This window comes from Microbacterium sp. (genome assembly GCF_047606385.1).
Lineage (GTDB): Bacteria > Actinomycetota > Actinomycetes > Actinomycetales > Microbacteriaceae > Microbacterium.
Genome location: NZ_JASGEL010000079.1, coordinates 1 through 26,090 on the forward strand (window position 1 = coordinate 1; position 26,090 = coordinate 26,090).

At 70.4% G+C, this 26,090-nt stretch carries 28 protein-coding genes and 1 tRNA gene; 12 read left to right on the forward strand and 17 right to left on the reverse strand.

Annotation, left to right across the window (positions count from 1 at the left end):
• A partial coding sequence (locus QM626_RS07400) for a DUF2332 family protein (protein ID WP_415075546.1) occupies positions 1 to 822 on the reverse strand: 822 nt, incomplete at its 3' end.
• 66 nt (positions 823 to 888) lie between these two features.
• Here QM626_RS07400 and msrB point away from each other — a divergent pair.
• Both msrB and QM626_RS07410 read left to right on the forward strand, forming a co-directional pair.
• Positions 889 to 1,293 (forward strand): peptide-methionine (R)-S-oxide reductase MsrB, encoded by a 405-nt coding sequence (gene msrB, locus QM626_RS07405; RefSeq protein ID WP_415075548.1) that lies wholly within the window; start codon positions 889 to 891, stop codon positions 1,291 to 1,293.
• Complete coding sequence (locus QM626_RS07410; protein ID WP_415075550.1) at positions 1,293 to 1,916, forward strand: nitroreductase family protein; 624 nt, start codon at positions 1,293 to 1,295, stop codon at positions 1,914 to 1,916. The genes msrB and QM626_RS07410 overlap by 1 nt, the downstream gene beginning before the upstream one ends.
• A gap of 12 nt (positions 1,917 to 1,928) precedes the next feature.
• Here QM626_RS07410 and metX read toward each other — a convergent pair whose 3' ends face one another.
• The 6 genes from metX to QM626_RS07440 form a co-directional block, all read right to left on the reverse strand.
• Positions 1,929 to 3,050 (reverse strand): homoserine O-acetyltransferase MetX, encoded by a 1,122-nt coding sequence (metX, locus tag QM626_RS07415; RefSeq protein WP_415075564.1) that lies wholly within the window; start codon positions 3,048 to 3,050, stop codon positions 1,929 to 1,931.
• Between the two features lie 32 nt (positions 3,051 to 3,082).
• The gene (locus QM626_RS07420) at positions 3,083 to 3,727 is read right to left on the reverse strand and encodes an ABC transporter ATP-binding protein (RefSeq protein WP_415075566.1); all 645 of its coding nucleotides are present in this window, start codon (positions 3,725 to 3,727) and stop codon (positions 3,083 to 3,085) included.
• A gap of 131 nt (positions 3,728 to 3,858) precedes the next feature.
• A complete protein-coding gene (locus tag QM626_RS07425) occupies positions 3,859 to 4,716 on the reverse strand; it encodes an ABC transporter permease (protein WP_415075568.1) in 858 nt (285 codons plus the stop codon).
• A gap of 96 nt (positions 4,717 to 4,812) precedes the next feature.
• Positions 4,813 to 5,889, reverse strand: a complete 1,077-nt coding sequence (locus tag QM626_RS07430) for an ABC transporter substrate-binding protein (RefSeq protein ID WP_415075570.1) — start codon at positions 5,887 to 5,889, stop codon at positions 4,813 to 4,815.
• Positions 5,890 to 6,051: 162 nt separating this feature from the next.
• The gene (locus tag QM626_RS07435) at positions 6,052 to 7,257 is read right to left on the reverse strand and encodes an LLM class flavin-dependent oxidoreductase (RefSeq protein WP_415075572.1); all 1,206 of its coding nucleotides are present in this window, start codon (positions 7,255 to 7,257) and stop codon (positions 6,052 to 6,054) included.
• A 21-nt stretch (positions 7,258 to 7,278) separates the two neighbouring features.
• A complete protein-coding gene (locus QM626_RS07440; RefSeq protein ID WP_415075574.1) occupies positions 7,279 to 8,085 on the reverse strand; it encodes a DUF1684 domain-containing protein in 807 nt (268 codons plus the stop codon).
• A 316-nt stretch (positions 8,086 to 8,401) separates the two neighbouring features.
• Here QM626_RS07440 and QM626_RS07445 point away from each other — a divergent pair, with 316 nt between their 5' ends.
• Genes QM626_RS07445 through QM626_RS07465 form a run of 5 tightly spaced genes read left to right on the forward strand, consistent with a single transcriptional unit; the run spans position 8,402 to position 13,076 of the window.
• On the forward strand, positions 8,402 to 9,592 hold the full coding sequence (locus QM626_RS07445; protein WP_415075576.1) for an LLM class flavin-dependent oxidoreductase: 1,191 nt from the start codon (positions 8,402 to 8,404) through the stop codon (positions 9,590 to 9,592).
• Between the two features lie 2 nt (positions 9,593 to 9,594).
• Positions 9,595 to 10,449, forward strand: a complete 855-nt coding sequence (locus tag QM626_RS07450) for an alpha/beta hydrolase fold domain-containing protein (RefSeq protein WP_415075578.1) — start codon at positions 9,595 to 9,597, stop codon at positions 10,447 to 10,449.
• Positions 10,442 to 11,494 carry a PLP-dependent cysteine synthase family protein gene (locus QM626_RS07455; protein ID WP_415075580.1) on the forward strand — a complete coding sequence of 351 codons (1,053 nt, stop codon included), beginning with the start codon at positions 10,442 to 10,444 and terminating at the stop codon, positions 11,492 to 11,494. The genes QM626_RS07450 and QM626_RS07455 overlap by 8 nt, the downstream gene beginning before the upstream one ends.
• Positions 11,491 to 12,036: a GNAT family N-acetyltransferase gene (locus QM626_RS07460; protein WP_415075582.1), complete on the forward strand. Its 546-nt coding sequence runs from the start codon at positions 11,491 to 11,493 to the stop codon at positions 12,034 to 12,036. Before QM626_RS07455 ends, QM626_RS07460 begins: the two co-directional genes overlap by 4 nt.
• Positions 12,033 to 13,076, forward strand: coding sequence for an LLM class flavin-dependent oxidoreductase (locus tag QM626_RS07465; RefSeq protein WP_415075584.1), 1,044 nt, complete (start codon positions 12,033 to 12,035; stop codon positions 13,074 to 13,076). Before QM626_RS07460 ends, QM626_RS07465 begins: the two co-directional genes overlap by 4 nt.
• Positions 13,077 to 13,094: 18 nt before the next feature.
• Here the strand turns inward: QM626_RS07465 and QM626_RS07470 are convergent, their stop codons facing one another.
• Complete coding sequence (locus tag QM626_RS07470) at positions 13,095 to 13,760, reverse strand: CGNR zinc finger domain-containing protein (protein WP_415075586.1); 666 nt, start codon at positions 13,758 to 13,760, stop codon at positions 13,095 to 13,097.
• Positions 13,761 to 13,899: 139 nt separating this feature from the next.
• Here QM626_RS07470 and QM626_RS07475 point away from each other — a divergent pair, with 139 nt between their 5' ends.
• The gene (locus QM626_RS07475) at positions 13,900 to 14,436 is read left to right on the forward strand and encodes a hypothetical protein (RefSeq protein WP_415075588.1); all 537 of its coding nucleotides are present in this window, start codon (positions 13,900 to 13,902) and stop codon (positions 14,434 to 14,436) included.
• Between the two features lie 28 nt (positions 14,437 to 14,464).
• Here QM626_RS07475 and QM626_RS07480 read toward each other — a convergent pair whose 3' ends face one another.
• From QM626_RS07480 to QM626_RS07490, 3 genes are all read right to left on the reverse strand, one after another.
• On the reverse strand, positions 14,465 to 14,587 hold the full coding sequence (locus QM626_RS07480) for a hypothetical protein (protein WP_415075590.1): 123 nt from the start codon (positions 14,585 to 14,587) through the stop codon (positions 14,465 to 14,467).
• A 163-nt stretch (positions 14,588 to 14,750) separates the two neighbouring features.
• Positions 14,751 to 14,823: transfer RNA gene (locus QM626_RS07485), tRNA-Thr, on the reverse strand.
• Between the two features lie 30 nt (positions 14,824 to 14,853).
• Entirely contained in the window at positions 14,854 to 15,774 is a 921-nt protein-coding gene (locus QM626_RS07490; protein WP_415075592.1) for a DsbA family protein, read from the reverse strand.
• A 211-nt stretch (positions 15,775 to 15,985) separates the two neighbouring features.
• On the opposite strand from QM626_RS07490, the gene QM626_RS07495 reads away from it, so the two are divergent.
• Positions 15,986 to 17,092 (forward strand): ABC transporter ATP-binding protein, encoded by a 1,107-nt coding sequence (locus QM626_RS07495; protein ID WP_415075594.1) that lies wholly within the window; start codon positions 15,986 to 15,988, stop codon positions 17,090 to 17,092.
• 64 nt (positions 17,093 to 17,156) lie between these two features.
• Positions 17,157 to 18,461 (forward strand): DUF4032 domain-containing protein, encoded by a 1,305-nt coding sequence (locus QM626_RS07500; protein ID WP_415075596.1) that lies wholly within the window; start codon positions 17,157 to 17,159, stop codon positions 18,459 to 18,461.
• A 93-nt stretch (positions 18,462 to 18,554) separates the two neighbouring features.
• On the opposite strand, the gene rlmB is transcribed toward QM626_RS07500, so the two are convergent.
• Together rlmB and cysS are read right to left on the reverse strand one after the other, a co-directional pair.
• Positions 18,555 to 19,544: a 23S rRNA (guanosine(2251)-2'-O)-methyltransferase RlmB gene (rlmB, locus tag QM626_RS07505; protein ID WP_415075598.1), complete on the reverse strand. Its 990-nt coding sequence runs from the start codon at positions 19,542 to 19,544 to the stop codon at positions 18,555 to 18,557.
• Positions 19,537 to 20,988: a cysteine--tRNA ligase gene (cysS, locus tag QM626_RS07510; protein WP_415075600.1), complete on the reverse strand. Its 1,452-nt coding sequence runs from the start codon at positions 20,986 to 20,988 to the stop codon at positions 19,537 to 19,539. The genes rlmB and cysS overlap by 8 nt, the downstream gene beginning before the upstream one ends.
• 62 nt (positions 20,989 to 21,050) lie before the next feature.
• Between cysS and QM626_RS07515 the strand changes: the two genes are divergently transcribed.
• On the forward strand, positions 21,051 to 21,962 hold the full coding sequence (locus tag QM626_RS07515) for a DMT family transporter (protein ID WP_415075602.1): 912 nt from the start codon (positions 21,051 to 21,053) through the stop codon (positions 21,960 to 21,962).
• Positions 21,963 to 21,990: 28 nt separating this feature from the next.
• Here the strand turns inward: QM626_RS07515 and ispD are convergent, their stop codons facing one another.
• Together ispD and QM626_RS07525 are read right to left on the reverse strand one after the other, a co-directional pair.
• On the reverse strand, positions 21,991 to 23,181 hold the full coding sequence (ispD, locus tag QM626_RS07520; RefSeq protein WP_415075604.1) for a 2-C-methyl-D-erythritol 4-phosphate cytidylyltransferase: 1,191 nt from the start codon (positions 23,179 to 23,181) through the stop codon (positions 21,991 to 21,993).
• Between the two features lie 13 nt (positions 23,182 to 23,194).
• Complete coding sequence (locus QM626_RS07525) at positions 23,195 to 23,677, reverse strand: CarD family transcriptional regulator (protein WP_415075606.1); 483 nt, start codon at positions 23,675 to 23,677, stop codon at positions 23,195 to 23,197.
• 212 nt (positions 23,678 to 23,889) lie between these two features.
• Here QM626_RS07525 and QM626_RS07530 point away from each other — a divergent pair, with 212 nt between their 5' ends.
• On the forward strand, positions 23,890 to 24,324 hold the full coding sequence (locus tag QM626_RS07530) for a DNA modification methylase (protein ID WP_415075608.1): 435 nt from the start codon (positions 23,890 to 23,892) through the stop codon (positions 24,322 to 24,324).
• Positions 24,325 to 24,483: 159 nt separating this feature from the next.
• On the opposite strand, the gene QM626_RS07535 is transcribed toward QM626_RS07530, so the two are convergent.
• Together QM626_RS07535 and QM626_RS07540 are read right to left on the reverse strand one after the other, a co-directional pair.
• Entirely contained in the window at positions 24,484 to 25,167 is a 684-nt protein-coding gene (locus QM626_RS07535) for a response regulator (RefSeq protein WP_415075610.1), read from the reverse strand.
• Positions 25,164 to 26,090: sensor histidine kinase (locus QM626_RS07540; RefSeq protein WP_415075612.1), on the reverse strand; the 927-nt coding region annotated here is incomplete at its 5' end. The genes QM626_RS07535 and QM626_RS07540, both read right to left, overlap by 4 nt.

The following is a 26,090-nucleotide window of genomic DNA, read 5'->3' on the forward strand; positions in this document are numbered from 1 at the left end:
CGCCGCTGCGCGGGCGGCACGCGGGACGTGGACGAGCACGCCGGGCGTGGTGACGACGACGGTCGCGTCGGCGGGCGCCCGAGCGGCCAGCCGGGTGACGGCGTCGGATGCCGCATCGCCTTCCACCAGCAGCGGCGGATCGGCGGCGGCGATGTCCAGGGCACGCGCGATGCGCTCCACCCGCCCGGTCTCCCCCGGCCACACGAGCCCGGTGAGCCAGGCACGCGTGTCGGGCGCCCGCGGGTCCAGCGGGGCGAGGTCGATGCCGGCGCGCCACACGATGTGGGGCAGGCGCACCGGCGGGGACGTCTCGCCGTGCCATCGGCTGCGCAGCACGACCGGGCTCGCTCCTCCGGCCGGGTCCACGCGCGTCATCCGGCCGTCGTCGGTCTCGTACACGTACGAGTAGCGATCCGGGTACAGGCACAGTCCAGCGCTCGCCCCCACCTCGATCAGCGCGATCGGGCCCGGGATGCCGGCGAGCGCCGGCATGAGCGCCGCGCACCGCAGCGGCTCGTTGGTCTGCACCCGGCGGCGCGCGCACTCGGCGTGGACGGCTGCGCCATGCTCGCGCAGCCAGATCGCCCAGGCCTCGTCCGTCGCCTCGGGGGCGCCGAGCAGGCGCATCACGGCGAACACGAGCGGCGGCTGCCGATGCGTCGCGGGGATGCCGGCCACGACGGCGGTCAGGTCCGGCTCGGTCGCGATGCGCTGCGCCCATGCCCGGTACAGCTCGGAGCGTCCCGGCGCTTCCCGCCCGGCGAAGCGGTCGTAGCGCGCCGCCGTGGCGGAGAGGTCTTCGGGGGTGGCCACGGCATCCATTCTCGGGTAACAGTGGGAACAGCCGCCCTGCGCCCGCGGTTGAATGGTGTGACCGAAGGAGAAGCCATGAGCTATGCCGTGAACAAGTCCGAGGACGAGTGGCGCACCGAGCTGGATGCCGACCAGTACGCGGTGCTGCGCGAGGCGGCGACCGAGCGCGCCTGGACCGGTGAGCTGCTCGACGAGCACCGTGCGGGCCTGTACACCTGCGCGGCCTGCGGCGCCGAGCTGTTCAAGAGCGGCACGAAGTTCGACTCGCACTGCGGATGGCCGAGCTTCTACGAGTCGATCCGTCCGGAGGCGGTCGAGCTCATCGAGGACGACAGCCACGGCATGCAGCGCACCGAGGTGCGCTGCGCGAACTGCGGCTCCCACCTGGGGCACGTCTTCCCGGACGGCTTCGGCACCCCGACCGGCGACCGCTACTGCATGAACTCGATCTCGCTGAGCTTCACCCCCGAGAACGAGTGATGTCGGCCCGGGAGGCGATGCTGGGACGCCGTTCGCTCTCCCGCGTGACCGATGCGGCGCCGACGCACGACGAGCTCGCGGATCTCGTGTCGGCGGCCGGCCGCGTCGCCGACCACTCGTCGCTGCGCCCCTGGCGGTTGATCGAGCTGCGCGGCGACGATCGCCGCGCGCTCGGCCGCGCCATCCACGAGTCCGAGGGCAAGGACGGCGAGTCGTCGAAGCCGTTGCGCGCGCCGCTGCTGATCGCGGTCGTGGCGCGCATCCGGCGCAGCGGCAAGGTGCCCGACTGGGAGCAGGAAGCCGTCGCCGCCGGGGTCGCCCACGTGCTGAGCCTGCTGCTGGACGAGGCCGGATGGGGTGTCATCTGGCGTACCGGCGGCTACACCCGCTCGGCCGCGGTCGCCGCGGCCCACGGGCTGGGCGAGGCCGAGCGGCTGCTGGGCTGGCTGTACGTGGGCGGCAAGCCCGACCGCGAGAAGCGCCCCGGACACGATCGCGGCGTCGACGGGGAGGCGTTCCTGTCGACGCTGGATGCGCCGCCCGCCGCGACGCCGGCCCGGCGCACGCACAAGGGCGACAAGCACGACCGCACGCGCAAGAAGGGGCACGGGCGCGACCGCTGAGGCGGGCCGGCATCAGGAGCTGTCGTGAAGCAGCTTCGACAGCTGGATCCCCACCCATTCCTGTTCGATCAAGAAGCTGTCGTGTCCGTGCGCGCTCTCCAGCACGAGCGGACGATCGCCGGTGACGCTCGATGGGATATGACGTGCGATGAACTCCTGCTGTCGCAGCGGGAAGAGCTGGTCGGAGTCGATGCCGATGACGAGGGTGGGATGCCGCACCGTCTCCAACGCTCGCCGCGCCGACCCGCGGCCGCGCCCGACGTCGTGCGTGTTCTTCGACGTCACGAGGGTGACGTAGCTGTTCGGGTCGAACCGCTCGGCGAACTTCCTCGCCCCATGATCGAGGTAGGAATCGACGGCGAATCGCCCCGAGCCGTCGTCCTGCTCGGTCCGCCCGAACCGGTCGTCGAGCTCGGTCTCGCCCCGGTAGGCGAGCATCCCGAGCCTCCTGGCCAGTTGCAGCCCCGCGAGCGGTCGACCCTGGTGAGCGCCCGCACGGAACTCCGGTTCGCTCGTCACGAGCGCGAGCTGCAGGGTGTTGCTCGCAACCTGCTCGGCGGTGGTGAGAGGGGGCGCCGCGATGACGGCGGAGCGCTCGACCAGGTCGCCGTACGTCACCGCGAATTCGAGGGCGTGCATCCCCCCGTAGGAGGGCCCGATCACCGCCGCCCATCGGCGGACTCCGAGAAGCGGACCGAGGCGAGCAGCGGCTGCGGCCTGGTCTCGGATGCTGACCTCCGGGAAATCCGCCGCCCACAGGCGGCCGTCGGGCGCGAGCGTGCGCGGGCCGGTCGATCCGAAGCACCCACCGAGCACATTCGCGCAGACGACGAACCACTCGTCGGTGTCCACGCCTCGACCGGGTCCGACGACCTGCTCCCACCAGCCCGGGGTGGCGTCGTGGGAGCCGGATGCGAGGTGGCTGTCCGCCGACAGGCCATGGAAGAGGAGCACCGCGTTCGATGCCTGGGCGTCGAGATGTCCGTATGCCTCGAAGAACAGCGACGCCGCGGGGAGCGTCGCACCGGACTCGAGGGGGAGCTCTCCGAGCTCACAGGTTCCCGCGGTGGCGTGCGCGGCCCCGCTCTCCCCCGGATCCGGGGTCGATGCGACCTCGTCCACCAGTGCTCTCATCGAGACGTGCTCCCGTCTCACGGTGTCGGCGCTCAGGTCCCGTCCCCGGTCGGATCGACGCCGAGCTCACGCAACAGTGCGACCCGGACCTCGATGAAGTCCGGTTGCGCGCGGTCGCGGCTCTCACCCAGGTGCGTGATGTCCTCGTCATACGCGATACGACCGTCCTTGAGCACGATGACGCGATCAGCCAGATAGGCCGCCTCCTCCACGTCGTGGGTGACCAGGAGGGTGGCGAACCCGTGCTCATGACGCAACCTGGTGAGCAGATTCTGCATCTCGAGCCGGGTGAGCGCGTCAAGCGCCGCGAACGGTTCGTCCAGGAGCATGACCTTGGGCTCACGGACCAGCGCGCGTGCCACGGCGACACGCTGTTGCTCACCGCCGGAGAGCACACCGGGCCAGCTGCGCACGACGTGATCGAGTCGAACCTCCCGCAACGCGGCGAGGGCGCGCTCCCGATGCCTGCCTCCGAGGCCGAGCGTGACGTTCGACGCGACCCTCTTGTGAGGGATCAGACGAGGCTCCTGGAACACGACCGTGCGCGCCGGGTTCACGAGGACATCGCCTCGGGTCGTCCCATCGAGGCCGGCGACGATCCGCAGCAGCGTCGTCTTCCCGCTGCCGCTCTTGCCGAGGAGCGCCACGAACTCGCCCTCGCGGATCTGCAGCTCCACGTCTTCGAGCACGGTTCTCTCGCCGAACGCCTTGGCGAGACCGGTGATGGACACGGCGACGGGCGCGTCACGCCCCGACGCACGCGCGGGCGCGGTCGCGGGCCGGTCGGCCACATCCTGATATCGGATGCTCATCGCACACCTTTCTTGCCGAGCCACGGCAGCGAGATCCGTTCGAGAAGACTCACGAGGAGATTTCCGAGCAGGCCGAGGATGCCGTAGACGATGACGATGGCGAGGATCAGGTCGACCCGGAAATACTGCAGGCCCTGGCTGGCGAGATAGCCCAGACCGGATGACGAGTTCCCGTTCTCGGCCGCCACGAGCAGCAGGATCGAGATCGAGACGGACAGGCGCAGGCCGTTGAATATCGCGGGGAGCGCCGCCGGCAGCACGACCTGGAACGTCGTCTGCAGGGTGGAGAGGTCGAAGACCTTCGCCGTCTCCAGCAGCTTCTTGTCGACGCGGTTGATGCCGTTGGAGGTGTTGATGTAGATCGGCGCGGCGGCGGCGAAGGCGATGATGAGGTACTTCGACAGCTCGGTGAGGCCGAACCAGGCGACGAACAGCGGGAGGATCGCCAGCACCGGGATGGTGCGCAGGATCTGCGCCGTCGGGTCGACGAGCGCACCGCCGATCCGGCTCAAGCCGGTGACGATGCCGAAGAAGAGGCCGACCGCGAGCCCGATGACCAGACCGATCCCGGCGCGAGTGAGCGAGATGGCGAGCGCACCGCCGAGCGTGCCATCCGCGGCCAGCTCCCGCAGCGTGTCGAGCACCTTCTGCGGCGAGGAGAACACCGAGGTGTTGACCGCACCGTTCGCCGCACCGATCCACCACCACACGATGACGACGAGCGGGACGACCGCGCCGAGCGCGACGACGAGCCAGAGCGGGACACGGCGGCTGCCGCCGCGATAGGCCGGGCGAAGGGCGGAGGCGCTGCGCGCGACGGGAGATGTCTTGCCGGAGACCGTGGTCGCGGTCATGGCCGTGATTCCTTTCGATGTCGGGTTCTGGTGAAGCGGCGAGCGCCCCGGCCGGGGACCGAGATCCGCGGCCGGGCGCCCACCGTCGGTCGCGGCCTACGGCTGCGGCTGCTCCTCGGTCTCGATGGTCTGCTCGAACCGATCGTCGAAGAACACGGAGACATCGCTGACCTCGTATTTGGCTGCGCCGAACTGATAGAAGAGATCGGCGTTGTACTGGACGCCGTCGTACAGGACGTCGTCGAAGGTCCGCGCGTGCGAGCCCTTCACGCTGTTCCAGTTGTAGGCGGCGAGCTCCGGGGTCTGCTGCGAGAGCGACTCGTAGAGCCCTTCGATCTGCTCCTCGTGCGAGTCCCAGTACGTGGTGAGCAACTCGTTGTAGCGGCCGTACCAGTCCTCGATCGCCGCGACCTTCGCCGCGTCGTCGAGCGTCGTCGTCTTCACGGCGATGCCCTTCAGCACGGGAACTCCGAGCTCGCGGCTCGTGATGAGGATCTTCGCATCGCCGCTCTCGATCTGCGTGGCGATCGACGCGAACGAGCCGACGAAGACGTCCGCCTGGCCGGTGGCGAACGCCGAGACCTGCTCCGGCGTCGTCGAGAACGCGTAGTCGGTGATGTCGTCCTCCGTGAGACCGGCCTGGTCGAGCAGGGCGAGATACGACGGGTAGGCGTCGCCGCTGGTGCTGGAGGCGATGCTGTGGCCCTCGATGTCCTCGATCGAGTCGATCCCGGACGCGGTGGACACCGCGACGCCGAACCACGGGTACTCGCCGGTCTGGTCGGGCGACCAGCCGCCGATGAGCTTGATCGGCGCGTTCTCGGCGGTCCACGACGTCGGGTCGTTCCCGGCCTGGTTCACCGGGGTGGTGACGCCGTAGAACGCGACGTCGAACTGACCGCTGTTGAGACCGGCGGCGAGGTCGGGAAAGGTGCCGACGGAGGCGTTCAACGTGTACGGAACGTCGTCGAAGAGTCCTGAGTCCGTGAACAGCTGCTGGGTGACGGCGTCGATGAGGCCGATGTTCAGCGTGACGCCGCTCAGGTCGATGGAGCCGTCGGACTCGGTGCTGGACGAGGTGGGCGAGGCGGAGCAGCCGGCGAGGGCCGCGACCGCGAACGCCGTGACCGCGGCGGTGATGCCGATTCGCGCTCGGAGTGCCGTGATGGGCATGGAGGGTTCCTTACTCGGTGTGAATGCAGGCGTCGCGGGGTGAGCGACCGGACCAGCATGTCGACGCCGTCCGTCGAGGGGAATCCGGCCCGGACACACGCAGAAACAGCCCGACACATCTGCCGTAACACCTGTCAGCGGGCCATCGTGCGGCCGCGGAGGTCAGGCGGCGACGGCCTCCGGCCGCTCCGCGCCGAGCCGGGGCAGCAGGATCTCGGCGACCGTGGAGGCCTCCTGGGCGAGCGGCCAGGCCGAGAGGATGAACCGGTCGACGAGCGGCGTCTTGGCCTGGATCCGCTCGATCGAGCGTTGGACGGCATCGCCGGAGCCGACGAGATACACAGCGGTGCCCTCGGCGTTGATGTCGAAGGCGCCCCACGGCGTCAGTCCGGCATACACACCGGGCTCGAGCTCGAGCTCCGCCGGGGTCGGCAGCTTGCCCGCCAGCAGCCGGTCGACGATGCGCCGTCGCACCGGGTCCGGCGCAGTGAAGGTCGACAGCTCCAGCCGGCCCCCGCTCGAGGCCTTCAGCCGAGCCTCGAGCCGGCTACGGGTGTGCTCGACGCCGGTCGCCTCGATCTGGCTGTAGAAGTAGTCGAGGGCGTCTTCGTCGCGCTCGCGGACGATGACGCTGCCGTGCACGCCCTCCGCCTCGAAGCGGCGGCCGTGGGCGGCGGCGCGCGCCTCGCCGCCGTCGAACTGCGCCTTCAGCGCGTCCGACTCACGCAGGTGGGCGAGATACACCTCGACGATCCTTCCGGCGAAGTCCTGCCCCGCCTCCGACGCGCCCGCGCCCCAGAGCGGGGCGTGCGGCGCCTGGATCGGTGGGATCGGCTCGGCGGAGCCCTGCCGGAACGGGAAGTACGACGTCGGCTCGAAGGCGTGATCGAACGCCTTCGCGTAGATCTCGCGGTCGAGGTAGGTGCCGGCGTAGTCGACATCCCGACCTTCGTAGGCGGCCGTGAACAGCTCCCAGTACTCGGCGCTGATGTCGTAGCGCTGGTCGTGCGGGACCGGAAATCCGTAGGTCTGGATCTTCGCGTCGATGCCGTTGACGAGGTTGAGGATCAGCCGGCCACCCGTGAACTGGTCGAAGGTGAGCACCTGCTCGGCGAGCAGCTTGGGCGCGGTGAGCGCCGGGTAGAACGGCACCAGGAAGCGCAGCCGTCTCGTGCGGTGGGCGATCTGCGCGATGGTCAGGAACGAGTCCTGCGCGTAGGTGCCCTGCAACGCCCCGTAGAAGGGCAGCGTGTCGAGATGGGCCGCGAGCTCGGCGATGTGTTCGACGCTCCCCGGCGTGCGCGTCTCCTGCACCCACGGGGTGAATCCGTCGTACGGGCTCAGGTACCAGAGGATCTTGGTGGCCATGGACGGTCCTTCCGTGCGGTGTCAGTGCTCTGGACTCGTCGCCGGGGCGATCTCGCCCGCCTCGATCGGGATCGGCAGGCGGTTGCCGGGCGGTGGCAGCGGGCAGGTCGCGCCGGCGGAGTAGGCACAGGGCGGGTTGGTCGAGCGGTTGAAGTCGATGACGACGGTCTCCGGGCCGGTGCGGACGACCTCGACGTTCCTCGCCGCAGGGAATGTCCGGTCGCTCGTGTCGGCGAAGATCGCACGAAGCGCGTCGCCGTCCCCGAAGAGGGTGAGCCGCAGCGGTCGGCCGTCGAGCTCGAACTCGGCCACACCGGGCGAGTCGTAGTGCTGCGGCCTGTCCGGCACGATCGACTCGACCCGAACCTCCGGGCGCCGCTGCGGCACGAAGCGGGCCTCGACCCTCCAGCGGGGATGCGGCGGGAACACCTCGGTGCCCTCGTAGGCGATCAGGTCGGGCGATCGCGGGTCCCGGGTACGCAGCACGAGCGAGCCGCCGCGGGCCGCGATCTCGACGCGGAGGTCGCCGGCGACGAGCGTGCGTGTCTCGATACCGGACAGCGGGCCGACCTCGAACGTGCCGGTGAACTGCTCGGCGTCGAGTTCCAGTCGCTCGCCGTCGTCGAGATCGACGACGGCGACGCCGGCCGGCTCCTCCCGCCAAGCGCCGGGGACGCCGCCGAAGCGCTGCGACGTGGCGGTCAGCCAGTGGATCGAGGTGACGCTGAGCGGCCCGTACGGGGACGTCCGCCGCTCCTCGACCTGCTCGTGCCAGCGCGCGTGCCCCGCGGCGTACTCGACGCTGTCCGCGGTCGTCGTCTCAGTCATGGTGCGCTCCTGAAGAATCGAGCCGAGCCTAGGAAGGGACGGTGGCCCCCACCCAGCGCCGTCGTCGCGGTCGGTAACATGTGACGACCCGACGCGCGGTGCGGATCAGGCGCTCGTCCTCGACCGGGAGACGGCCGTCTCCTGCCGGAACGGTGCGCCACACCCGCCGCGCACGGAGGGCGAGAATCCGACATCACCGCGCCGGTCGTCGATCGCGACGGCACTCGTGACCGGGCGTTACGCGACGGCGTGGTGCGTCCCTGCCAGATTTCTAAACTCGCTCCGGCCGGCCAGGACGCCGGGCAGGAGGAGAGAGATGGCAGCGGGGACGAAGATCCTCTGGTATCTGAAGCACGTGGACGGGCGGTTCCCCTGGAGCGCGGCGGGTCGCTACCCGTCGGATTTCGCGCGCCTCGCCCGCACCGCGCAGGCGCTCGACCAGAACGGCTTCTACGGAGCACTGCACGGCACGTCCACGAGCGACCCGCTGGTGACCACCGCCGCACTCGCCGCCCTCACGCGGCGGTTGCGCTTCCTCGTGCCGATCTACCCCGCGATCACGCCACCGCGGCTGCTTGCCAAGCAGGCGCTCACGTTCGATCAGGTCTCGGACGGACGCCTGCTCATCAACATCGTCAACGGACAGGACGCGCAGCTGACGGCGTACGGGCTGCTGACTCCCCACGACGATCGGTATCGGCTCAGCGCGGACTACTGGCGGCTCTTCGTCGAGTTCTACGAGGGGCGCGAGGGCAGCTACGACGGCACCTATCTGGATACCCGCGCGACCACGGGCGACGCACACCAGGTCGGAGCGCCGAACGCCGCCGACCACGCTTCGGGCGGCCCCTACGGACCGTTCCAGCTTCCGCATACGCCGCTCTGGGGCGCAGGCGCGTCACCCGCCGGGCAGGAGCATGCCGGCGAGGTCGTCGAGGTCTATCTCGCCTTCCTCCGCGGCTTCGACGCGGTGAGGTCCCAGGTGGTCTCGGCACACGCGGCAGCAGCGCGACACGGTCGCCGCTTCGAAGGAGTCGGCATCCACGGATCGCTCATCGTGCGCCGCACGGACCAACAGGCGAAGGACGCCTTCTACGAGGGGTTCGCGGCAGTCGGAGCCGAGCAGTTCGCCCATGACGCCAACGAGCAGTTGAAGCGGATCACCGGCGGTCATGCGGATCTGTCGACCTTCGTCGCGCCCGATGCGCAGCGTCAAGGATGGGTCGACGCGCTCCGCGACGGACGGCTCCCCGAGCTGACGGATCTCGAGATCGAGCCCGGCGTGTACGCAGGGCTCACCGAGTTCGGGCCGGTGCTCGACTTCCGCGGCACCGGTGCCGCGACCTACCTCGTGGGCAGCGGCGAGCAGATCGCCGCACAGCTCCGGCGATACCGCGAGGACATCCCCGGTGTCGATCGCTTCATCTTCTCCGGCTGGCCCCTCGAGAACGAGGCGCTCGCGGCGGCCGACTACCTCTTCCCCTACATCGACGACCTGGAGTACTGACCGTGACGATCTCACTGACCGACCATGTGTACGCACGACGTCCGGAAGGCGAGCAGCTGCTGACCGTCCATCATGACGACGACGTGCCCCCGCGCGCCGTCCTGCTGTACTTCCACGGCGGCGGATGGCAGGGCGGCAGCCGTCTCGTCGAGAACGTCACGACGCGGTTGCAGCCACTCGTCTCGCACGGCGTGATCGTCGTCTCCGCGGACTACCGGCTGACCGGGGATGCCGTCTGGCCCGCCCAGCTGGAGGACGCCGGCGACGCGTTCGAGTGGACGGCGTCCGCCTACCCCGACCTGCCCGTCTTCGTCGCCGGTGCGTCCGCAGGCGGTCATCTCGCGGGTCTCGTCGGCCTGCGGGCGTGGGAACGCTTGACCGGCACGTCGCACGTCCGTCCCGCCGCCGGCGTCATCACCTACGCGACTGTCGCCGACCCATACCAGTGGGACAGCGAACGCCGCCACGAGCCTCTTCCCCTGCCGGGAACGTTCGCGCACTGGTCGTACTCCCGACACGGCCAGTGGCCGCCGGGCGGGCTCGGCGAGAAGCTGCTCGCCGGCGCTGACACGCGGGTCTCCCCGTCCGTGTACAACCACGTCGACGTGGAGGCGGTGCCGTTCCTCATCATCCACGGGGACCGGGACACGTGCGTCTCCCACCAGGAGAGCGTACAACTCCTGGACACGCTCAGCCGCCGCGGCAACAGGGCGTTCCTGCTGGAGATCGCGGGGGCCGACCACGAGGACCCGCGATTCGACGAGCCGTTCGTACGCGGAGCGCTCGCCGCATTCATCGACCAGTTCGCGGATCGTTCGTCCGCGCCGCTGGCGGAGGAGGGGCCCGCTCATGCCTGACACGAGCATCGGATCGAGATGGGAGCTGCCGCGCTCCTTCCCCGATCCGAGCCTGGCTCCGGTCGCAGACGACGCGCTCGAGCTCATCGGCAACACCCCCCTGGTACGGATCAACCGGTTGGCTCCCGGCGCGCCGGGGACCGTCTACGTCAAGCTCGACCAGTTCAACCTCGGCGGTTCATCGAAGGATCGCATCGGCATCAACATCATCCGGACCGCGATCGCCGACGGCTCCCTGCTGCCCGGGCAGCGGGTCGTCGACTTCGGCGCAGGCAACACCGCGATCGGCTACGCGCTTGCCGGACTCGCGACCGGCCACCCGGTGACGATCGTCGCGAGCGACACCCTCTCCCCCGAGAAGGCGAGCTATCTCCGTTTCCTCGGCGTCGACATCGTCCCCGGCCGCAATGACGTCCCCGGCGATCATCCCGAGAACTGGGCGGCGATCGCCGAGCGATATGAGAACGAGGATCCCCGCAACTGGTGGGCTCGCCAGCAATCCGTGCCTTCGAACCCGGCCTCGCACATCGAATCGACCGGGCCGGAGATCTGGGAACAGACCCGCGGCAACGTCACCCATTGGCTGGCGGCCGTTGCGACCGGCGGCAGCGTGAGCGGAACCGGTCGCTACTTGAAACAGCGGAATCCGGACATCGAGGTGATCGCCACGAACTTCGAGGAGGCCGCGGCCAAGACGAACCTCCGGGCCATCTTCGAAAGGCGGCCGGGATGGCAGGAGCTCGAACGAGACTTCCCCCTCAACTACGACCTGGACGTCCTGGACCGGGTGGAGACCCGCCCCAAAGCGGAGATCATCGACTACGGCTGGCACGTGGCGCGAACGGAAGGGCTCACGCTGGGGCCGTCTTCGGTGCTGAGCCTGAAGATCGCGGTCGATCTCGCCTTCCAGGTCGACGCCGGGAGCGTCATCGTCGCCTACTCGGCCGACAGCGGACGCGACTATCTCAGCCGTGAGTACAACGCGGACTGGCTCCGCGCGAACGATCTCGGCCACATCGCCGACAAGTACGCGCCCGAGGTATGAGCGTCCTTGTCCGGCCCGCCGGCGACGGCGACCATGACGACGTCGACCGCATCGTGCGGGAGGCGTACGACCACGATTACGGTCGGCGTGATCGCGGCGCAGACCCGTTCCGTCTGTCGGTGAATCGCGCACTCATCACGGACGTGTGGCTCGCGGTCGACCCGGGCACCGAGGCGCAGCTGGGAAACGTCACCGTCTCGAAGGTCGGCGGAGAACCGATGATGGAGGATACGCGTCCGGACGAACTCGATTTCCGCCTGCTCGCCGTGGCGCCGTCCGCTCGTAGACGAGGGATCGGCGAGCTGCTGACCCGGCACGTGATCGAGCTCGCGCGCGCACGAGGCCTCCGGGGCGTCTTCATGAAGAGCGGCCCGCAGATGAGAGGCGCACACGCGCTGTACGAGAAGATCGGCTTCCGTCGTGAGCCCGACCGTGACGGCCTCATCCGGAACGGAGTCACGCAGTTCGATCTCTACGCCTTCGCCGTCGACGTCGTCGACATCGATCCCGCCCGCTACGAATACCTGAAAGGACGGCGATGACCCGTCAGCGCCCACTGCGCAAGCTGAGCTTCTTGCATATCGTCCCCTACCAGCGGGACGATCCCGCGCGGGGCCTGGACGAAGCACTGCGACTCTTCGAATACGCCGAAGAGCTCGGCCTCGACGGCGGCTGGGTCCGGACGCGACATCTGCAGTACGGGCTGCCGAGCGCCGCGACCTTCCTCGCCGCCGCGTCGCAGCGCACGAACCGCATCGACCTCGGCGCCGCCGTCATCCCGACGGTGTACGAATCGGAGTTCCGGCTCGCCGAGGACTTGTCGGTCGCCGACCTCCTCTCCGGCGGCCGACTCCAACCCGGCCTGAGCGTCGGCAGCCCCCGCGGCCTGTCGGACGACGTGGCGGAACGGATCCTCGGCCCGGACTGGCGCGACCTGGACACCTCGCACGCCCGGATCGAGCGGATCCTCGACTTCATCAAGGGTGAACCACCGATAGGCGCCCCCCACCCGATCGGTCTCGGAGGCGCCACCGAGCTCTCGTCCGACCGGGTGGAGCCCCATGCCGAAGGCCTGGCCTCGAGGATCTGGTACGGCGCCGGCTCGTTCCGCTCGACCGAGTGGGCGGCGGCGCAGGGACTGAAGCTTCTCGTCAGCAACATCTCGCACATCGAGAGCTCAGAGGACTTCGACGAGGCGCAGCGCGCGCAGATCGATCGCTTCCGCGCACATCATCCGCTCGGGGAGGACGCCGTGGTCTCGCAGGGACACGTCCTCGTCCCGACCGACGATGCCAGCGACGCTCAGCGAGAGAGGTTCGCGGAGTACGTCTCCGCCCGCACACCGCGAACCAGTGCCCGACAGGCCAGCGGCGCCCTGATCGCAGCGGACGTCCACGGCTCGACGGAGCAGATCCTGGATCGTCTGCTGCACAGCCAGGCCACCCAGGCGGCAGACGAATTCCTGTTCGAGCTGCCCTTCCAGTTCGCCTACGAGGACTATCGCCACATCTTGGAGCAGGTCGCGACGGTCATCGGGCCCGCGCTCGGCTGGTCACCGACGCTCAGGGATCCCGCCTCATAGACGCGAAGGCGACAGGGGTCAGGCTTGCGCGAGGAGTCGGGCACGTTGGCGGTCCCGATAGCTCTGCGCCGCCGCTCGGGCACCGCACTGAGGGCTGCACCAACGACGATCCCCTGCCGGGGAGTTGTCGTAGAAGATCGCCGGGCAGGAATGCCAGTCGCACACTCGGATACGGTCGACGCCGGAGCCGGTGAAGAGCATCACCGCATCACGCGCGATGCTGGCGAGCAGGTCGTCGTGGGACTGCTCGGAACGCCGGACGACGAAACCGCCGGCGGGCAGCATCTCGATGCCGAACCCCGGCTGCGCTCTCTCTGCGAACGTGTTCAATGTCGTCAGGGCGTCCGATGAGGAGGGCTCGACGCCGATGACGGCGAGTGCCGTCTGACAGATCGCCTCGCGCAGCACGCGCACGCGACTCAACGTGTCCGCATCGATGCCCACACGGGGCGCGACGAAGCCGACCTCCGCCAGCCAGAGCGCCCACGCCTGCGGACCGTCGATCCGATCGACGCAGATCCCTTTCCGGTCGAAGACGCTGTCCACCAGGTCGAGCGCGACCGAGCCGAGACGTGCATCGTGATTGCGCACGCCGTGGCGTATCTGCCCGTCGGGCCCGGGTGCCACCTGGCGAACGCGAAGCCTTCCGGCGCCGCTGACAACCGGGAGCGGACGTGCGATCACGGCCTCAGTGTGGCACAGCGGATCCCGCATACCAGCGCGAACGTAAGAAATCGCCCCGGTACTTATTGCTCAACGTTACGGGCTTATCCCATGACGATGACACCGTGGCTAGCGTCGTGAGCAACGAAGGGAGGGTCCGGTGCCGGAGACAGCGATGCTGCCGCAAGGGCTTCCGGGCGATCGCTCGCGTCATCCGGACCCGCCCTCCGGTCCGCGCTCGACGGGCTTTGACGGCGCCGAGGCACCCGAGCAACTCGGAGTCGTCCTGGTCGGACCAGGTCTCTCGCGCGACGAACCCCGCCTGTTGCGCCTTCGCGGCTGGGCGCACCGGACCGGGAAACGGCTCGTCGACCTGCCACAACCCTGGTTCTATTCCCACCCACAGGCCAACGCCAACGAAAGACGCAGACTGGGGCGCAGAGACCAGAAGGAGCTGCTATCGCTGTTCCGTTCTCTGGAGACGCGACCGATCGCGGTCCTCGTCGCAAACGAGGACATCCGCGGACAGCAGGGCTTCGCATGGCGTGAGCGGCTCGAAGCAGCAGCGGCCGCGGTGGCGTTGCAACTGCCGAGAGTGATGGCGCTGATCACCGCGGAGGACTTCGACGAGGCCCGCCTCGAACAGCGGATAGCTCATTGGAACGCGACGTACGTCCGCAGCTCTCCGATCCCGTGATCCTCTCGCTCGCGGACGCGAGGTACTGCTATTCGGGGCGGTCCTCGTCGTCCAGTCGTCGCTCCTCAGCGGCCTCCAGGCGGTCCTTCTCCTTCTGCGCGGCCTCGCGCTGTTCACGGATGTGCTCGTGCGACTTCGAGTTGTTCGTCATGCGGCGATGATCCCACGCCGATCGTCATGCCGGGAAACACCTGCCCGACCTGAATCCCGTCCCCGGTTCGCACCACGACGGGATCACGCCGTGCCGGTGTCGGAGGCACGCCCCCAGCGTGCGGGCTTCCGGAACGACGCCGCGGGGGCCGGCCGTTACCCCGTGCCGGCTACAGGACTCGAACCTGCAACCCCCGTATTACAAGTACGGTGCGCTACCAATTGCGCCAAGCCGGCGTCGCCCGCACAGCGGGTACCGCGACGAGTCTAGGGCGTCGCGGTCGGCGAGGCCGTGCCGCTGTAGTAGCTGTCGCTGGCTGTGGTCAGCACGAACTGCGCGAACTCCTTCGGGTCGTCGAGCGATCCCTGGTACTCCTGACCGTTCACGAGCACCAGCGGAGTGCCGGTCAGCTTCAGGCCGTCCGTGCCGGGGATGCCGGCCAGCGCCGCGTCCGTCACGTTCTTCGCCCAGGAGACGTAGTCCTCGTCCTCGATGCAGGAGCGCACCCGATCCGCCGACTCGACTCCCGCCGCATCCGCGACGTCGGCGAGCTCCGAATCGCTCAGCCCCGACGAGTCGACCGCCGGCTGCTGCGCCAGCAGCGAGTGCGTGAAGGCAAAGGCGGTGTCGGGCGAGTAGGTCGCCACGCACGCGGCCGAGGCCGCGGCACGCAGCGAGTACTTGGTGCCGTTCGACTTCGCGGTCAGCATCGACACCGGGTAGTAGGTCACCGTCGCGGATCCCGCCGTGAACCACGTCGCGATCTGCTCGGCGTTGGCCAGCTCGAACTCCTGCGAGCCCGAGGCCAGGAAGTCGACGTAGACGCGGATGTCGACGGTCGACGCGGAGGTCGGCGAAGGAGTGGGGGCCGTGGTCGCCGTGGGTGTCGCAGTCGGATCCGACCCGGCGTCAGCGCTGAAGTCCACGCCGGCGACCGAGGTGATCGGGATGCCTCCGTCGGCATCGAGGTTGCGGGGGGACAGCAGCGGCTGCGAGGTCTTGGAGCTGATCGCGAGCACCACCCCGGTGACGATGGCGGCGACCACGACGATGCCCAGAACGCTCAGGCCCGCGATGCGCAGCTTTCGCAGACGGGCGTGCCTGACCTGCACCCGCTGCGCCTTCTCCCGCACCGCTTCACGGCGGTCGCTCGGAGCCGGGACGTTCGATGGATCGTCGCTGGACATGGAACCTCAAAGACACGAAAGGGCCGGGTGCCCCGGCGGGCCGCCCGGGTGAAGCGGCCCCATCGATGCTAGTCAGACACCCTGGGAAATGCCCAGACGGGCATGCCATACTGAGCCCTGCGCCCGAAGACGTGCGCGCGGGGGAAGTCCCCGTTCATTCCATTCACAACGGATCGTCCGGCACGTACCTGCCGGTGAAGGAGAAGAAACCATGGCGTCTGTCACGTTCGACAACGCAACCCGCCTGTATCCCGGAGGCACGCGCCCCGCGGTGGACAAGCTCAACCTCGAGGTCGGCGACGGGGAGTTCCTCGTGCTGGTCGGTCCCTCCGGCTGCGGCAAGTCCACCTCGCTGCGGATGCTGGCAGGCCTCGAAGAGGTCAACTCCGGCCGCATCCTGATCGGCGACCGCGACGTCACCGACATCCCGCCGAAGGACCGCGACATCGCGATGGTCTTCCAGAACTACGCGCTGTACCCGCACATGACCGTCGCCGAGAACATGGGCTTCGCCCTGAAGATCGCGGGCGTCGGCAAGGAGGAGCGCGCCACGCGCGTGCTGGAGGCCGCCAAGCTGCTCGACCTCGAGCAGTACCTGACCCGCAAGCCCAAGGCCCTCTCCGGCGGTCAGCGTCAGCGCGTCGCCATGGGCCGCGCGATCGTGCGTCAGCCCCAGGTGTTCCTGATGGACGAGCCGCTGTCGAACCTCGACGCGAAGCTGCGCGTGCAGACCCGCACCCAGATCGCCTCGCTGCAGCGCCGCCTGGGCGTCACCACGGTGTACGTCACCCACGACCAGACCGAGGCGCTGACCATGGGCGACCGCATCGCGGTGCTCAAGGACGGCGTGCTGCAGCAGGTCGGCAGCCCGCGCGACCTCTACGAGAAGCCGAACAACGTGTTCGTGGCCGGGTTCATCGGCTCCCCCGCGATGAACCTCTTCCCGGCGGACCTCGCCGAGGGCGGGGTGCGCTTCGGCAACCTGGTCGTCCCGGTCGAGGCCGACACGATCGGCAAAGCCACCGGCTCCGAGGTCACGATCGGTGTGCGCCCCGAGGACATCCAGGTCGCCCCGGCCGACGGCAAGGGCCTGACCGTGTCGGTCGACCTCGTCGAGGAGCTCGGCGCCGACGGCTACCTGTACGGACACACCGAGGTCGACGGCAAGCGCACCGACATCGTGGCCCGTGTCGACGGCCGCCGCCACCCGAACGCCGGCGACTCCGTCGTGCTCGCACCGGTGCCCGGGCACGTGCACGTGTTCGACCTGGAGACCGGCGACCGTCTCACCGACAAGGCCATCGCGGCGGCAGCCTGACCTGAGAAGATGGATGCGGCGCGGGGCGATATGCCTCGCGCCGCATCCGGTTCATGAAGGAGCCATGGCCGAATCGCTCACGATCACCGCGACCGCGGTCGACCCCGGCCTGCTCGCCCTGCCGTGGCAGACGCCGCTGGGCGAATGGCCGAGCTCGTCGATCGTGTACCTGCCCAAGGGCCTGTCGCGGCACCTGGTGCGGTTCTCCAGCCTTTCCGGCCGGGTCGTGGCGGTCAAGGAGACCACGGCCGAGATGGCGCGGCGCGAGTACGACCTGCTCGGGCATCTCGCCCGGCTGGACGCCCCGTGCGTGGAACGCGTCGCGGTGATCGCCGGACGCACGGATGTCGCGGGCAAGCCGCTGCCGGCGGCGCTCGTGACCGCGCATCTGAAGTTCTCGCTGCCCTACCGGGCGCTGTTCACGCAGGTGCTGCGTCCGCACACCGCATCCCGCCTGGTCGACGCCCTCGCCGTGCTGCTCGTGCGCCTGCACAACGTCGGCTTCTTCTGGGGCGACGTGTCGCTGTCGAACACCCTGTTCCGCCGGGACGCCGGCGCGTTCGCCGCCTACCTCGTCGACGCGGAGACCGGCGAGCTGCACGAGGCCGGCCTCACCCGCGGGCAGCGCGAGCACGACCTCGACGTCGCCCGCACCAACATCGCCGGCGAGATCATGGATCTGGAGGCCGGCGGCCGCCTCGAGGGGGGCGTCGACGCGCTGCAGATCGCCGACGGCATCGTGTCGTCCTACCGCTCGCTGTGGGGTGCGCTGACCGACCGCGAGTCGTTCTCGGCCGACGAGTCCTGGCGCATCACCGAGCGGGTGCAACGGCTGAACGCGCTCGGGTTCGACATCGACGAGATGTCGATCCAGGCGACCGCGGACGGCACGACCGTGTCCATCCAGCCGAAGGTCGTGGATGCCGGGCACCACCAGCGCCGGCTGCTGCGGCTGACCGGGCTCGACGTCGAGGAGAACCAGGCGCGGCGGCTGCTGAACGACCTGGACGAGTTCCGGGCGCGCAGCGGCCGGGCCGGCGACGACGAGGAGATGGTCGCGCACGAGTGGCTGACCCGGGTGTTCGAGCCGGTCGTGCGGGCGATCCCGTTCGACCTGCGCGCCAAGCTCGAGCCGGCGGAGGTGTTCCACCAGGTGCTCGAGCACCGCTGGTACATGTCGCAGGGCAGCGGCAGGGCGGTGCCGCTCGCGGAGGTGCTGACCGGCTACATCGACGACGTGCTGCGCCACCGCCGCGACGAGGCGACCGTGATGGGCCCGGTGACCGAGACGGTCAGCATCCCGGTCATCCGCACCGCCGACGCGGCATCCGACCCCGAGCCCGAGGTCGACTGGCGCGACCTGGTCTGACCGCGGGACCCGCGAGACCGCATCTGGGCGCCGAGCCCCTGGCGTCCTCCCACGGTCTCGGCGCGCAGATGCGGTCTCGCGAAATGGGCGGCGTCAGCGCTGCGCGGCGCGCAGCGTCGAGATCTGGTAGAGCGCGACGGATGCCGCGATGCCGGCGTTCAGCGACTCGGTCGCCGCCTCGATCGGGATGGACACCACCTGGTCGCACGTCTCGGTGACCAGTCGCGAGAGGCCCTTGCCCTCAGAGCCGACGACGATCACGACGGGGCGGTCGGCGAGCTCGAGCGCCGGCAGCGAGACGTCGCCGTCGCCGTCCAGGCCGAGCACGAACACGCCCTGCTTCTTGAACTCCTTGAGCGTGGTCGTGAGGTTCGCCGCGAGCGCCACCGGGATGCGGGCCGCCGCCCCGGCGCTCGTCTTCCACGCCGCCGAGTTCACGCTCGCGCTGCGCCGCTGCGGCAGCAGCACGGCGTGGCCGCCGAACGCGGCCGTGGAGCGGATGATCGCGCCGAGGTTGCGCGGGTCGGTCACCCCGTCCAACGCCACGAACAGCGGCGTCTGGCCCCGACCTGAGACCAGCTCCAGCACGTCCTGCGGGTGGGCGTACGCGTAGGGCGGCACCTTCAGGGCGATCCCCTGGTGCACCCCGCCGGGGCCGGCCATCCGATCGAGCTCGGGGCGGGTGACCTCCAGCACCGGGATGTCGCGGTGCGAGGCGATCGACAGCGTCTCCTTGACGCGGTCGTCCATCTCGACGCGCTGCGCGATGTACAGCGCCGTCGCCGGGATCCGGGCCCGCAGCGCCTCGAGCACCGAGTTGCGGCCCGTGACCGTCTCGGTGTCGTCCGCGGCCTTGGCCCGCGGGGTGCGGTTGATGCTCTGCGGCCGGGCGCCGGACTTGCCGCCGGCGGCGACGAACCGCTCCTGGGCGGCCTTTCGCTTGCCGGCGACGTGCCAGCTGCGGTCCTCCGCCCTCGGGGTCGGCCCCTTGCCCTCCAGCGCCTTGCGGCCGTTGCCGCCGGTGCCCTTGGTGGCGCCCTTCTTCTTGCTGTTGCCCGCTCCCGGGCGGTTCGGCTTAGCCATCGAGACTCCAATGCGTTGCGTCGGCGGTGTCCTCCAGCACGATGCCCGCCGCGGCGATCGCGTCGCGGATGCGGTCGGCCGCCGTCCAGTCCTTCGCCGCCCGCGCCTGTGCGCGCTGCGCGATCATGGTGCGCACGAGCACATCGAGGGCGTCCATGCCGCGTTCGGCCGCTGCCCGCCAGCGCGTGGCGGAGGCCATCGGGTCGATCCCGAGGAGCCGGGTCATGGCGGCGACCTGCGTGAACGCGTCATGCGCGGTGTCGAGCTCGCGCGCATCCAAGGCGATGTTCCCCGCGCGCACCGTCTCGTGCAGCGCCGCCAGAGCCTGCGGCACGCCGAGATCGTCGTCCATCGCCGCCGCGAAGGCGGTGGGCAGCTCGACCCCGGAGGCGAAGAGCCCGAACGAGCGGCTGCCGTCCGGCAGGAACACCGTGCGCGCCGCGCGCTGCTGGAAGGCGTGGATGCGCTCGAGCGCCGCCTCGGCCTCGTCGAACGCCTTCTGGGACACGTCGAGACTCGAACGGTAGTGCGCGGCCAGAAGCGCGTAGCGCACGACGAGAGGGTCGTGGGACTCGAGCGCCTCGCTGGCGAGGACGACGTTGCCGATGGATTTCGACATCTTCTGCCCGTCGACGGTGATCAGCCCGTTGTGCACCCAGTAGCGCGCGAACGCGTCGCCGGCGGCGGCGGACTGCGCCAGCTCGTTCTCATGGTGCGGGAAGCGCAGATCGAGGCCGCCGCCGTGGATGTCGAACGCAGGGCCCAGGTAGCGGCGGCTCATCGCGGAGCACTCGATGTGCCAGCCGGGACGACCCGCCCCCCAGGGCGAGGTCCACGCGGCATCCGCCGGCTCGCCGGGCTTGGCCCCCTTCCACAACGCGAAGTCGCGGGGGTCGCGCTTGCCACGCGGATCGGCGTCAGCGGCCGGCTCCATCGCGTCGAGCGACTGGTGGGTGAGATCGCCGTACGCGGGCCACGACCGTACGTCGAAGTACACGTCGCCGGAGCCATCGGGGGCGACGTAGGCGTGACCGGCGACGAGGAGTCGCTCGATGAGCTCGATCATCTGCGGGATGGACGCGGTCGCCCGGGGTTCGTAGGTCGGCGGACGGATACCGATGGCGGCATATGCGGCGGTGAACTCCTGCTCCACGCGGTAGGCGAGGGCCCACCATGGCTCGTCGAGCCACGGCTCGTCCTCGTGCAGGGCGTTGGCCAGCACCTTGTCGTCGATGTCGGTCACGTTGCGCACGAACGTGACACGGCCGAAGCGGTGCTCGAGCCAGCGGCGCAGGATGTCGAACGCGAGCGCTCCGCGCAAGTGTCCGATGTGCGGGCCGGACTGCACCGTGGGCCCGCAGACGTACATCGTGACGTTCGCGGCGTCCAGCGGGACGAAGTCGCGCAGCGCCTGCGCCTGGGTGTCGTAGAGCCGGACCGTCACCGCTCCAGCCTACCGGCGCCCCCTGTCACGGCTTCGTCACATCGACACGGTAGAACGGGGGGATGCTGCCCGTGCTCGCCGTCCTGGTCGCGGCGGTGCTGTTCGGCACGACCGGCACCTCGCAGGCACTCGGACCGGACGGCGCCACGCCGCTCGGCGTCGGCGCGGTCCGGCTCGTCGTCGGCGGCACCGCGCTGGCCGTGCTGGGCTTCGCACTCGCCCGGCGGCGCGCCGCATCCGGCCGGGCCAACCCGCCTCTCTCGGCTCGCGCGCTCGTCCTGATGGCGGTGACGGGAGCATGCCTGGCCGCGTACCAGCCGCTCTTCTTCCTCGGCACGGCGCGCAACGGCGTCGCCGTCGGCACCGTGATCGCGCTGGGCTCGTCGCCCGTGATCGCCGGGATCGTCGAATGGCTCGTCACCCGCCGAGCCCCGGGCGCGACATGGCTGGGCGCCACGGCGCTCTCGACCGTCGGGGTCGCGCTGCTCGCCTTCGGCGGGAGCGCCGGCGGCACCGGCGCCGACCCGGCGGGGCTGCTCGCATCGCTGGGCGCGGGCACGGCGTTCGCGATCTTCGCCAACGCGCAGCGCCGGCTCATGGCCGGTGGCTGGGACCCCTTCACCGTCGCCGGCGCCATGGGCCTCGGATCCGCCGTCTGCGCGCTCGGGCTGCTGCCGTTCGCAGACCTCGCCTGGGTCGGCGCGGCGTCCGGGGTCGCGATGGCGGCATGGCTGGGTCTGGCCACGGTCGCCGCCGCCTACACGCTGTTCACCTGGGGCCTGGACCGGCTGACGGCCGCGACCGCGGCCACGCTGACCCTCGCGGAGCCGCTGACGGCGAGCCTGCTCGGCATCCTGCTGCTCGGAGAGCGCCTGTCGCCGCTCGCCGTCGCTGGCCTCTGCGTGCTCGCAGGCGGCCTGGTCCTGCTCGCGTGGGGCTCGCGCACGCCGCGTCCCTTCGCCGTGGAGGGCTGACCGGCGCTCGCCCCCGACGCGACGGCGATCAGGCGGGGACGACCAGGGCGACGGCGAACGCCGCGACGCCCTCGGCGCGGCCGGTGAAGCCCAGCGCGTCGGTCGTCGTCGCCGTCACCGACACCGGGGCGCCGAGCGCGGCCGACAGCACGGCCTCCGCCTCGGCGCGGCGCGGCGCGAACCTCGGATGCTGCGCCTGCACCTGCACCGACACGTTCCCGACGCGCCAGCCCGCCTCCCCCAGCAGCATCCGCGTGCGGGCGAGGAAGGCGTCGGCGTGCGCGCCGGCGTACTCGGGGCGGTCGGTGCCGAAGTGGGCGCCGATGTCGCCCAGGCCGGCGGCCGACAGCAGCGCGTCGACGATCGCGTGCGCCACGGCGTCCCCGTCGGAGTGCCCGGACAGCCCCCGCTCGCCGGGCCATTCGAGTCCCGCCAGCCACAGCGGGCCGTCGCCGAAGGCGTGCACGTCGGTGCCGATGCCGACGCGCGGCAGCGCGGGCGCGGCATCCAGACCGGCGACGACGGGCGGGAGCGGCGCGACCAGGGCGCGTGCACGCTCCAGATCGGCGGATGTCGTGATCTTGAACGCGAGCGGCGAGCCCTCGACCGCCGCGATGCGATGACCGGCGGCGGCGACCAGTGCGGCGTCGTCCGTGTACTCCGTGTCCGCCACGCGGTACGAGCTGACCAGGACGTCCCGGCGGAAGCCCTGCGGCGTCTGCGCGGCGCCCAGCTCGGAACGGTCGACCATGCCGAGGATCTCCCCGCCGCCCACCCGCTTGATGGTGTCGACCACGGGCAGCACCGGCACCGCGCCGACGGCGTGGTCGAGAGCCGCGACGACCCGCGCGAACACGTCCGGCGGCGTCAGCGCGCGGGCCGCGTCGTGCACGAGCACGATCTCGACGTCGGGCCACACGGCGGCAAGCCCCGCCGAGACCGACCGCTGCCGGGTGTCGCCCCCGGGGACGACGCGGACGAGATCACGGCGCGTGCCGGCGGCCTCGACGGCATCCGTCTGCGCCGTGCCCTCGTGCCCGGCCGGGACGACGACGACGACCTGCGCCTCGGGCCCGGCGAGCACCTGCGTCAGGGCGTGACGGAGCATCGTGTGCTCGTCGATGCCGACGAACGCCTTCGGGACGCCGGCTCCCAGCCGGGTGCCGGATCCGGCGGCGACCACGATCACCGCGACCCGCGGCACCGGAACGACGCTCACGCGCGTGGCGCGATCAGCTCGCGAGGACCTCTTCGAGCAGGACGCTGGCCTGCTCCTCGTCGGTCTTCTCGGCCAGGGCCAGCTCGGAGATGAGGATCTGCTTCGCCTTGGCCAGCATGCGCTTCTCCCCCGCGGACAGGCCGCGGTCCTGATCGCGGCGCCACAGGTCGCGCACGACCTCGCTCACCTTGATGACATCGCCCGAGGCGAGCTTCTCCAGGTTCGCCTTGTAGCGGCGGGACCAGTTCGTGGGCTCCTCGGTGAACGGCGCGCGCAGCACCTCGAAGACGCGCTCGAGACCGTCCTTGCCGATCACGTCGCGCACGCCGACCAGGTCGACGTTCTCCGCCGGGACCTCGATGACCAGATCGCCCTGGGTGACGTTGAGCTTCAAGTACTTCTTCGTCTCGCCCTTGATGACGCGTTCCTTGACCTCGATGATCGTCGCGGCCCCGTGGTGGGGGTAGACGACCGTTTCGCCAACCTCAAAAAGCATGGAGTTATGTCCTTTCGGCAGCTAATAGGATACCACAGGAGATCTGCGCTAAGGTGTGCGCCCGCACCCTGCCCGGGGTCCGTCGACCGTCGTGTCGACCCCATAGAATGTGGACGACGCCCGTCTGCACCCTGGGAGGAACTGTGAAAGCGCGCCTGATCGCGACCGTGGCCGTGACGGCGGCGGTCCTCCTCGGAACGACGGGGTGCAACATGATCGCTCCGCAGAGCACGACGGTGCAGTACTCCCCCGCCGAGGGCTTGGACGTCCCGGATTCGAGCGGTCCGCTGCAGGTGCGCAACGCGCTGTTCGTGGCGAACGAGGACGGCAGCGAGGGCAACCTCATCGCGGCCATCGTCAACGGCACCGATTCGTCCGAGGTGCTGAACATCCAGGTCGGCGAGGGCGCCGACGCGATCACCAAGAGCATCCGCGTCTCGGCGCACACGACCAAGAGCCTCGGCATGAGCGACATCGAGGGCGTCGAGAACTTCGAGGGCGCCGACCCGCTCCTGATCAACGGCCTCGACACCCTCCCGGGCGCGACCGTGTCGGTCTACTTCCAGTCCGGCGACGGCGAGGGCACGCGGGTCGACATCCCCGTGCTCGACGGCACGCTCGCCTACCTGGCGCCGTACGCCCCGTAGGCTCCGTCCGCTCCCGCCGCACGCCGTGTCATAACTCCGCCTGTCCCGCCGCCGGGACGGCTACTGCCCGCGCATTCCCGGGCTGCTGAGGCGTGCCGCAACCGCACAGGCGGAGTTATGACACGGCGCGGGACGCGCAGCGCGGGCGGGACGCCCGGGTCAGGCCTCGAAGCGGTACCCGAGTCCGCGGACCGTGACGAGCATCTCGGGCTCGCTCGGCCGGCGCTCGATGCGGGACCGGATGCGCTTGATGTGCACGTCGAGCGTCTTGGTGTCGCCGAAGTAGTCGGTGCCCCACACCCGGTCGATGAGCTGGCCGCGGGTCAGCACCCGGCCCGCGTTGCGCATCAGGACCTCGAGCAGCTCGAACTCCTTGAGCGGCATGGCGATCTCCGCGCCGTCGACGGCGACGGTGTGCCGGTCGATGTCGACGGTCACCCGACCGGCGGTGAGGACCCGCTCGTCGAGGTCCGCGTCGGTCTGCGCGAAACGGCGCAGCACCGCCCGCATCCGCGCGAGCAGCTCCCGTGCCGAGTAGGGCTTGGTGACGTAGTCGTCCGCGCCGAGCTCGAGCCCGACGACGATGTCGACCTCGCTGTCCTTCGCGGTGAGCATGATGATCGGCACCGACGACTCGGCGCGCAGCTGACGGCAGACCTCGGTGCCCGCCATTCCCGGCAGCATGAGGTCCAGCAGCACGATGTCCGCCCCGCGCTCGCGGAAGGCGGCCAGTGCGGCCGTGCCGTCCTCGACCGCCTCGACCTCGAACCCCTCGCGGCGGAGCAGATAGGCGAGCGGGTCGGCGAGGTCGGGCTCGTCCTCGACGATCAGGACGCGGGTCATGCGATGGCTCCGTTCTGTGCGACATCCGTCGGCACCGGCTTCTTGGGCTTCTTCTTGCGCGGCTTGGCGGCCTTCGCGGCTGCGCGCGCGGGTTGCAGGTCGGGGGCGTCGATCAGGGGGAGCTGGATCGTGAAGGTCGATCCGCGGCCCAGCCGCGACCACACCCGCACCTCGCCGCCGTGCCGCTGCACCGCGTGCTTGACGATCGACAGCCCCAGCCCCGTGCCGCCGGTGCGGCGCGAGCGCGCCTGGTCGGACCGGTAGAACCGCTCGAACACCCGCTGCTGCTCCTGCTCGGAGATGCCGATGCCGCGGTCGGTCACCGCGATCTCGACGGCGCCGTGCACCTGCTTGACGCCGATGCCCACGCTGGACCCTGCGGGCGAGTAGGCGATCGCGTTGGCGATGAGGTTCCCCACCGCCTCGCTGAGGATCTGCCCGTCTCCCCGCACGAACAGACCGCGCGTGCCGCCCCGCTGCAGGCTGACGGCAGCGACGTCGGCGGTCACGGCGTGGGCCTCGATCGCGCTGGTGACGACCTCGTCGATGGAGACCTCGCGCAGCTGGGCGTTCTCGTCGGCCGCCTGCAGCCGGGACAGGTTCATCACCCGCGAGGTGAGGGCGGCCAGCCGCGCCGCCTCGGCGCTCATGCGGCTCGCGAACCGCCGCACCTGCTCGGGGTCGTCGGCGGCGGACTCGATCGCCTCGGCCAGCAGCGTGATCGCCCCGACCGGAGTCTTCAGCTCGTGACTCGTGTTGGCCACGAAGTCGCGGCGCATCTGCTCGACGCGCTCACGCTCCGTGATGTCCCGCATGACCAGGAGCACGAGCCGGGCGGAGACGGGAGTGGCGCGGGCGGCGACCTGCCGCTGCTCGGCGGGCGCCGCGGGACGACGCAGGGCCAGCAGGGCGGAGCCGGCGCC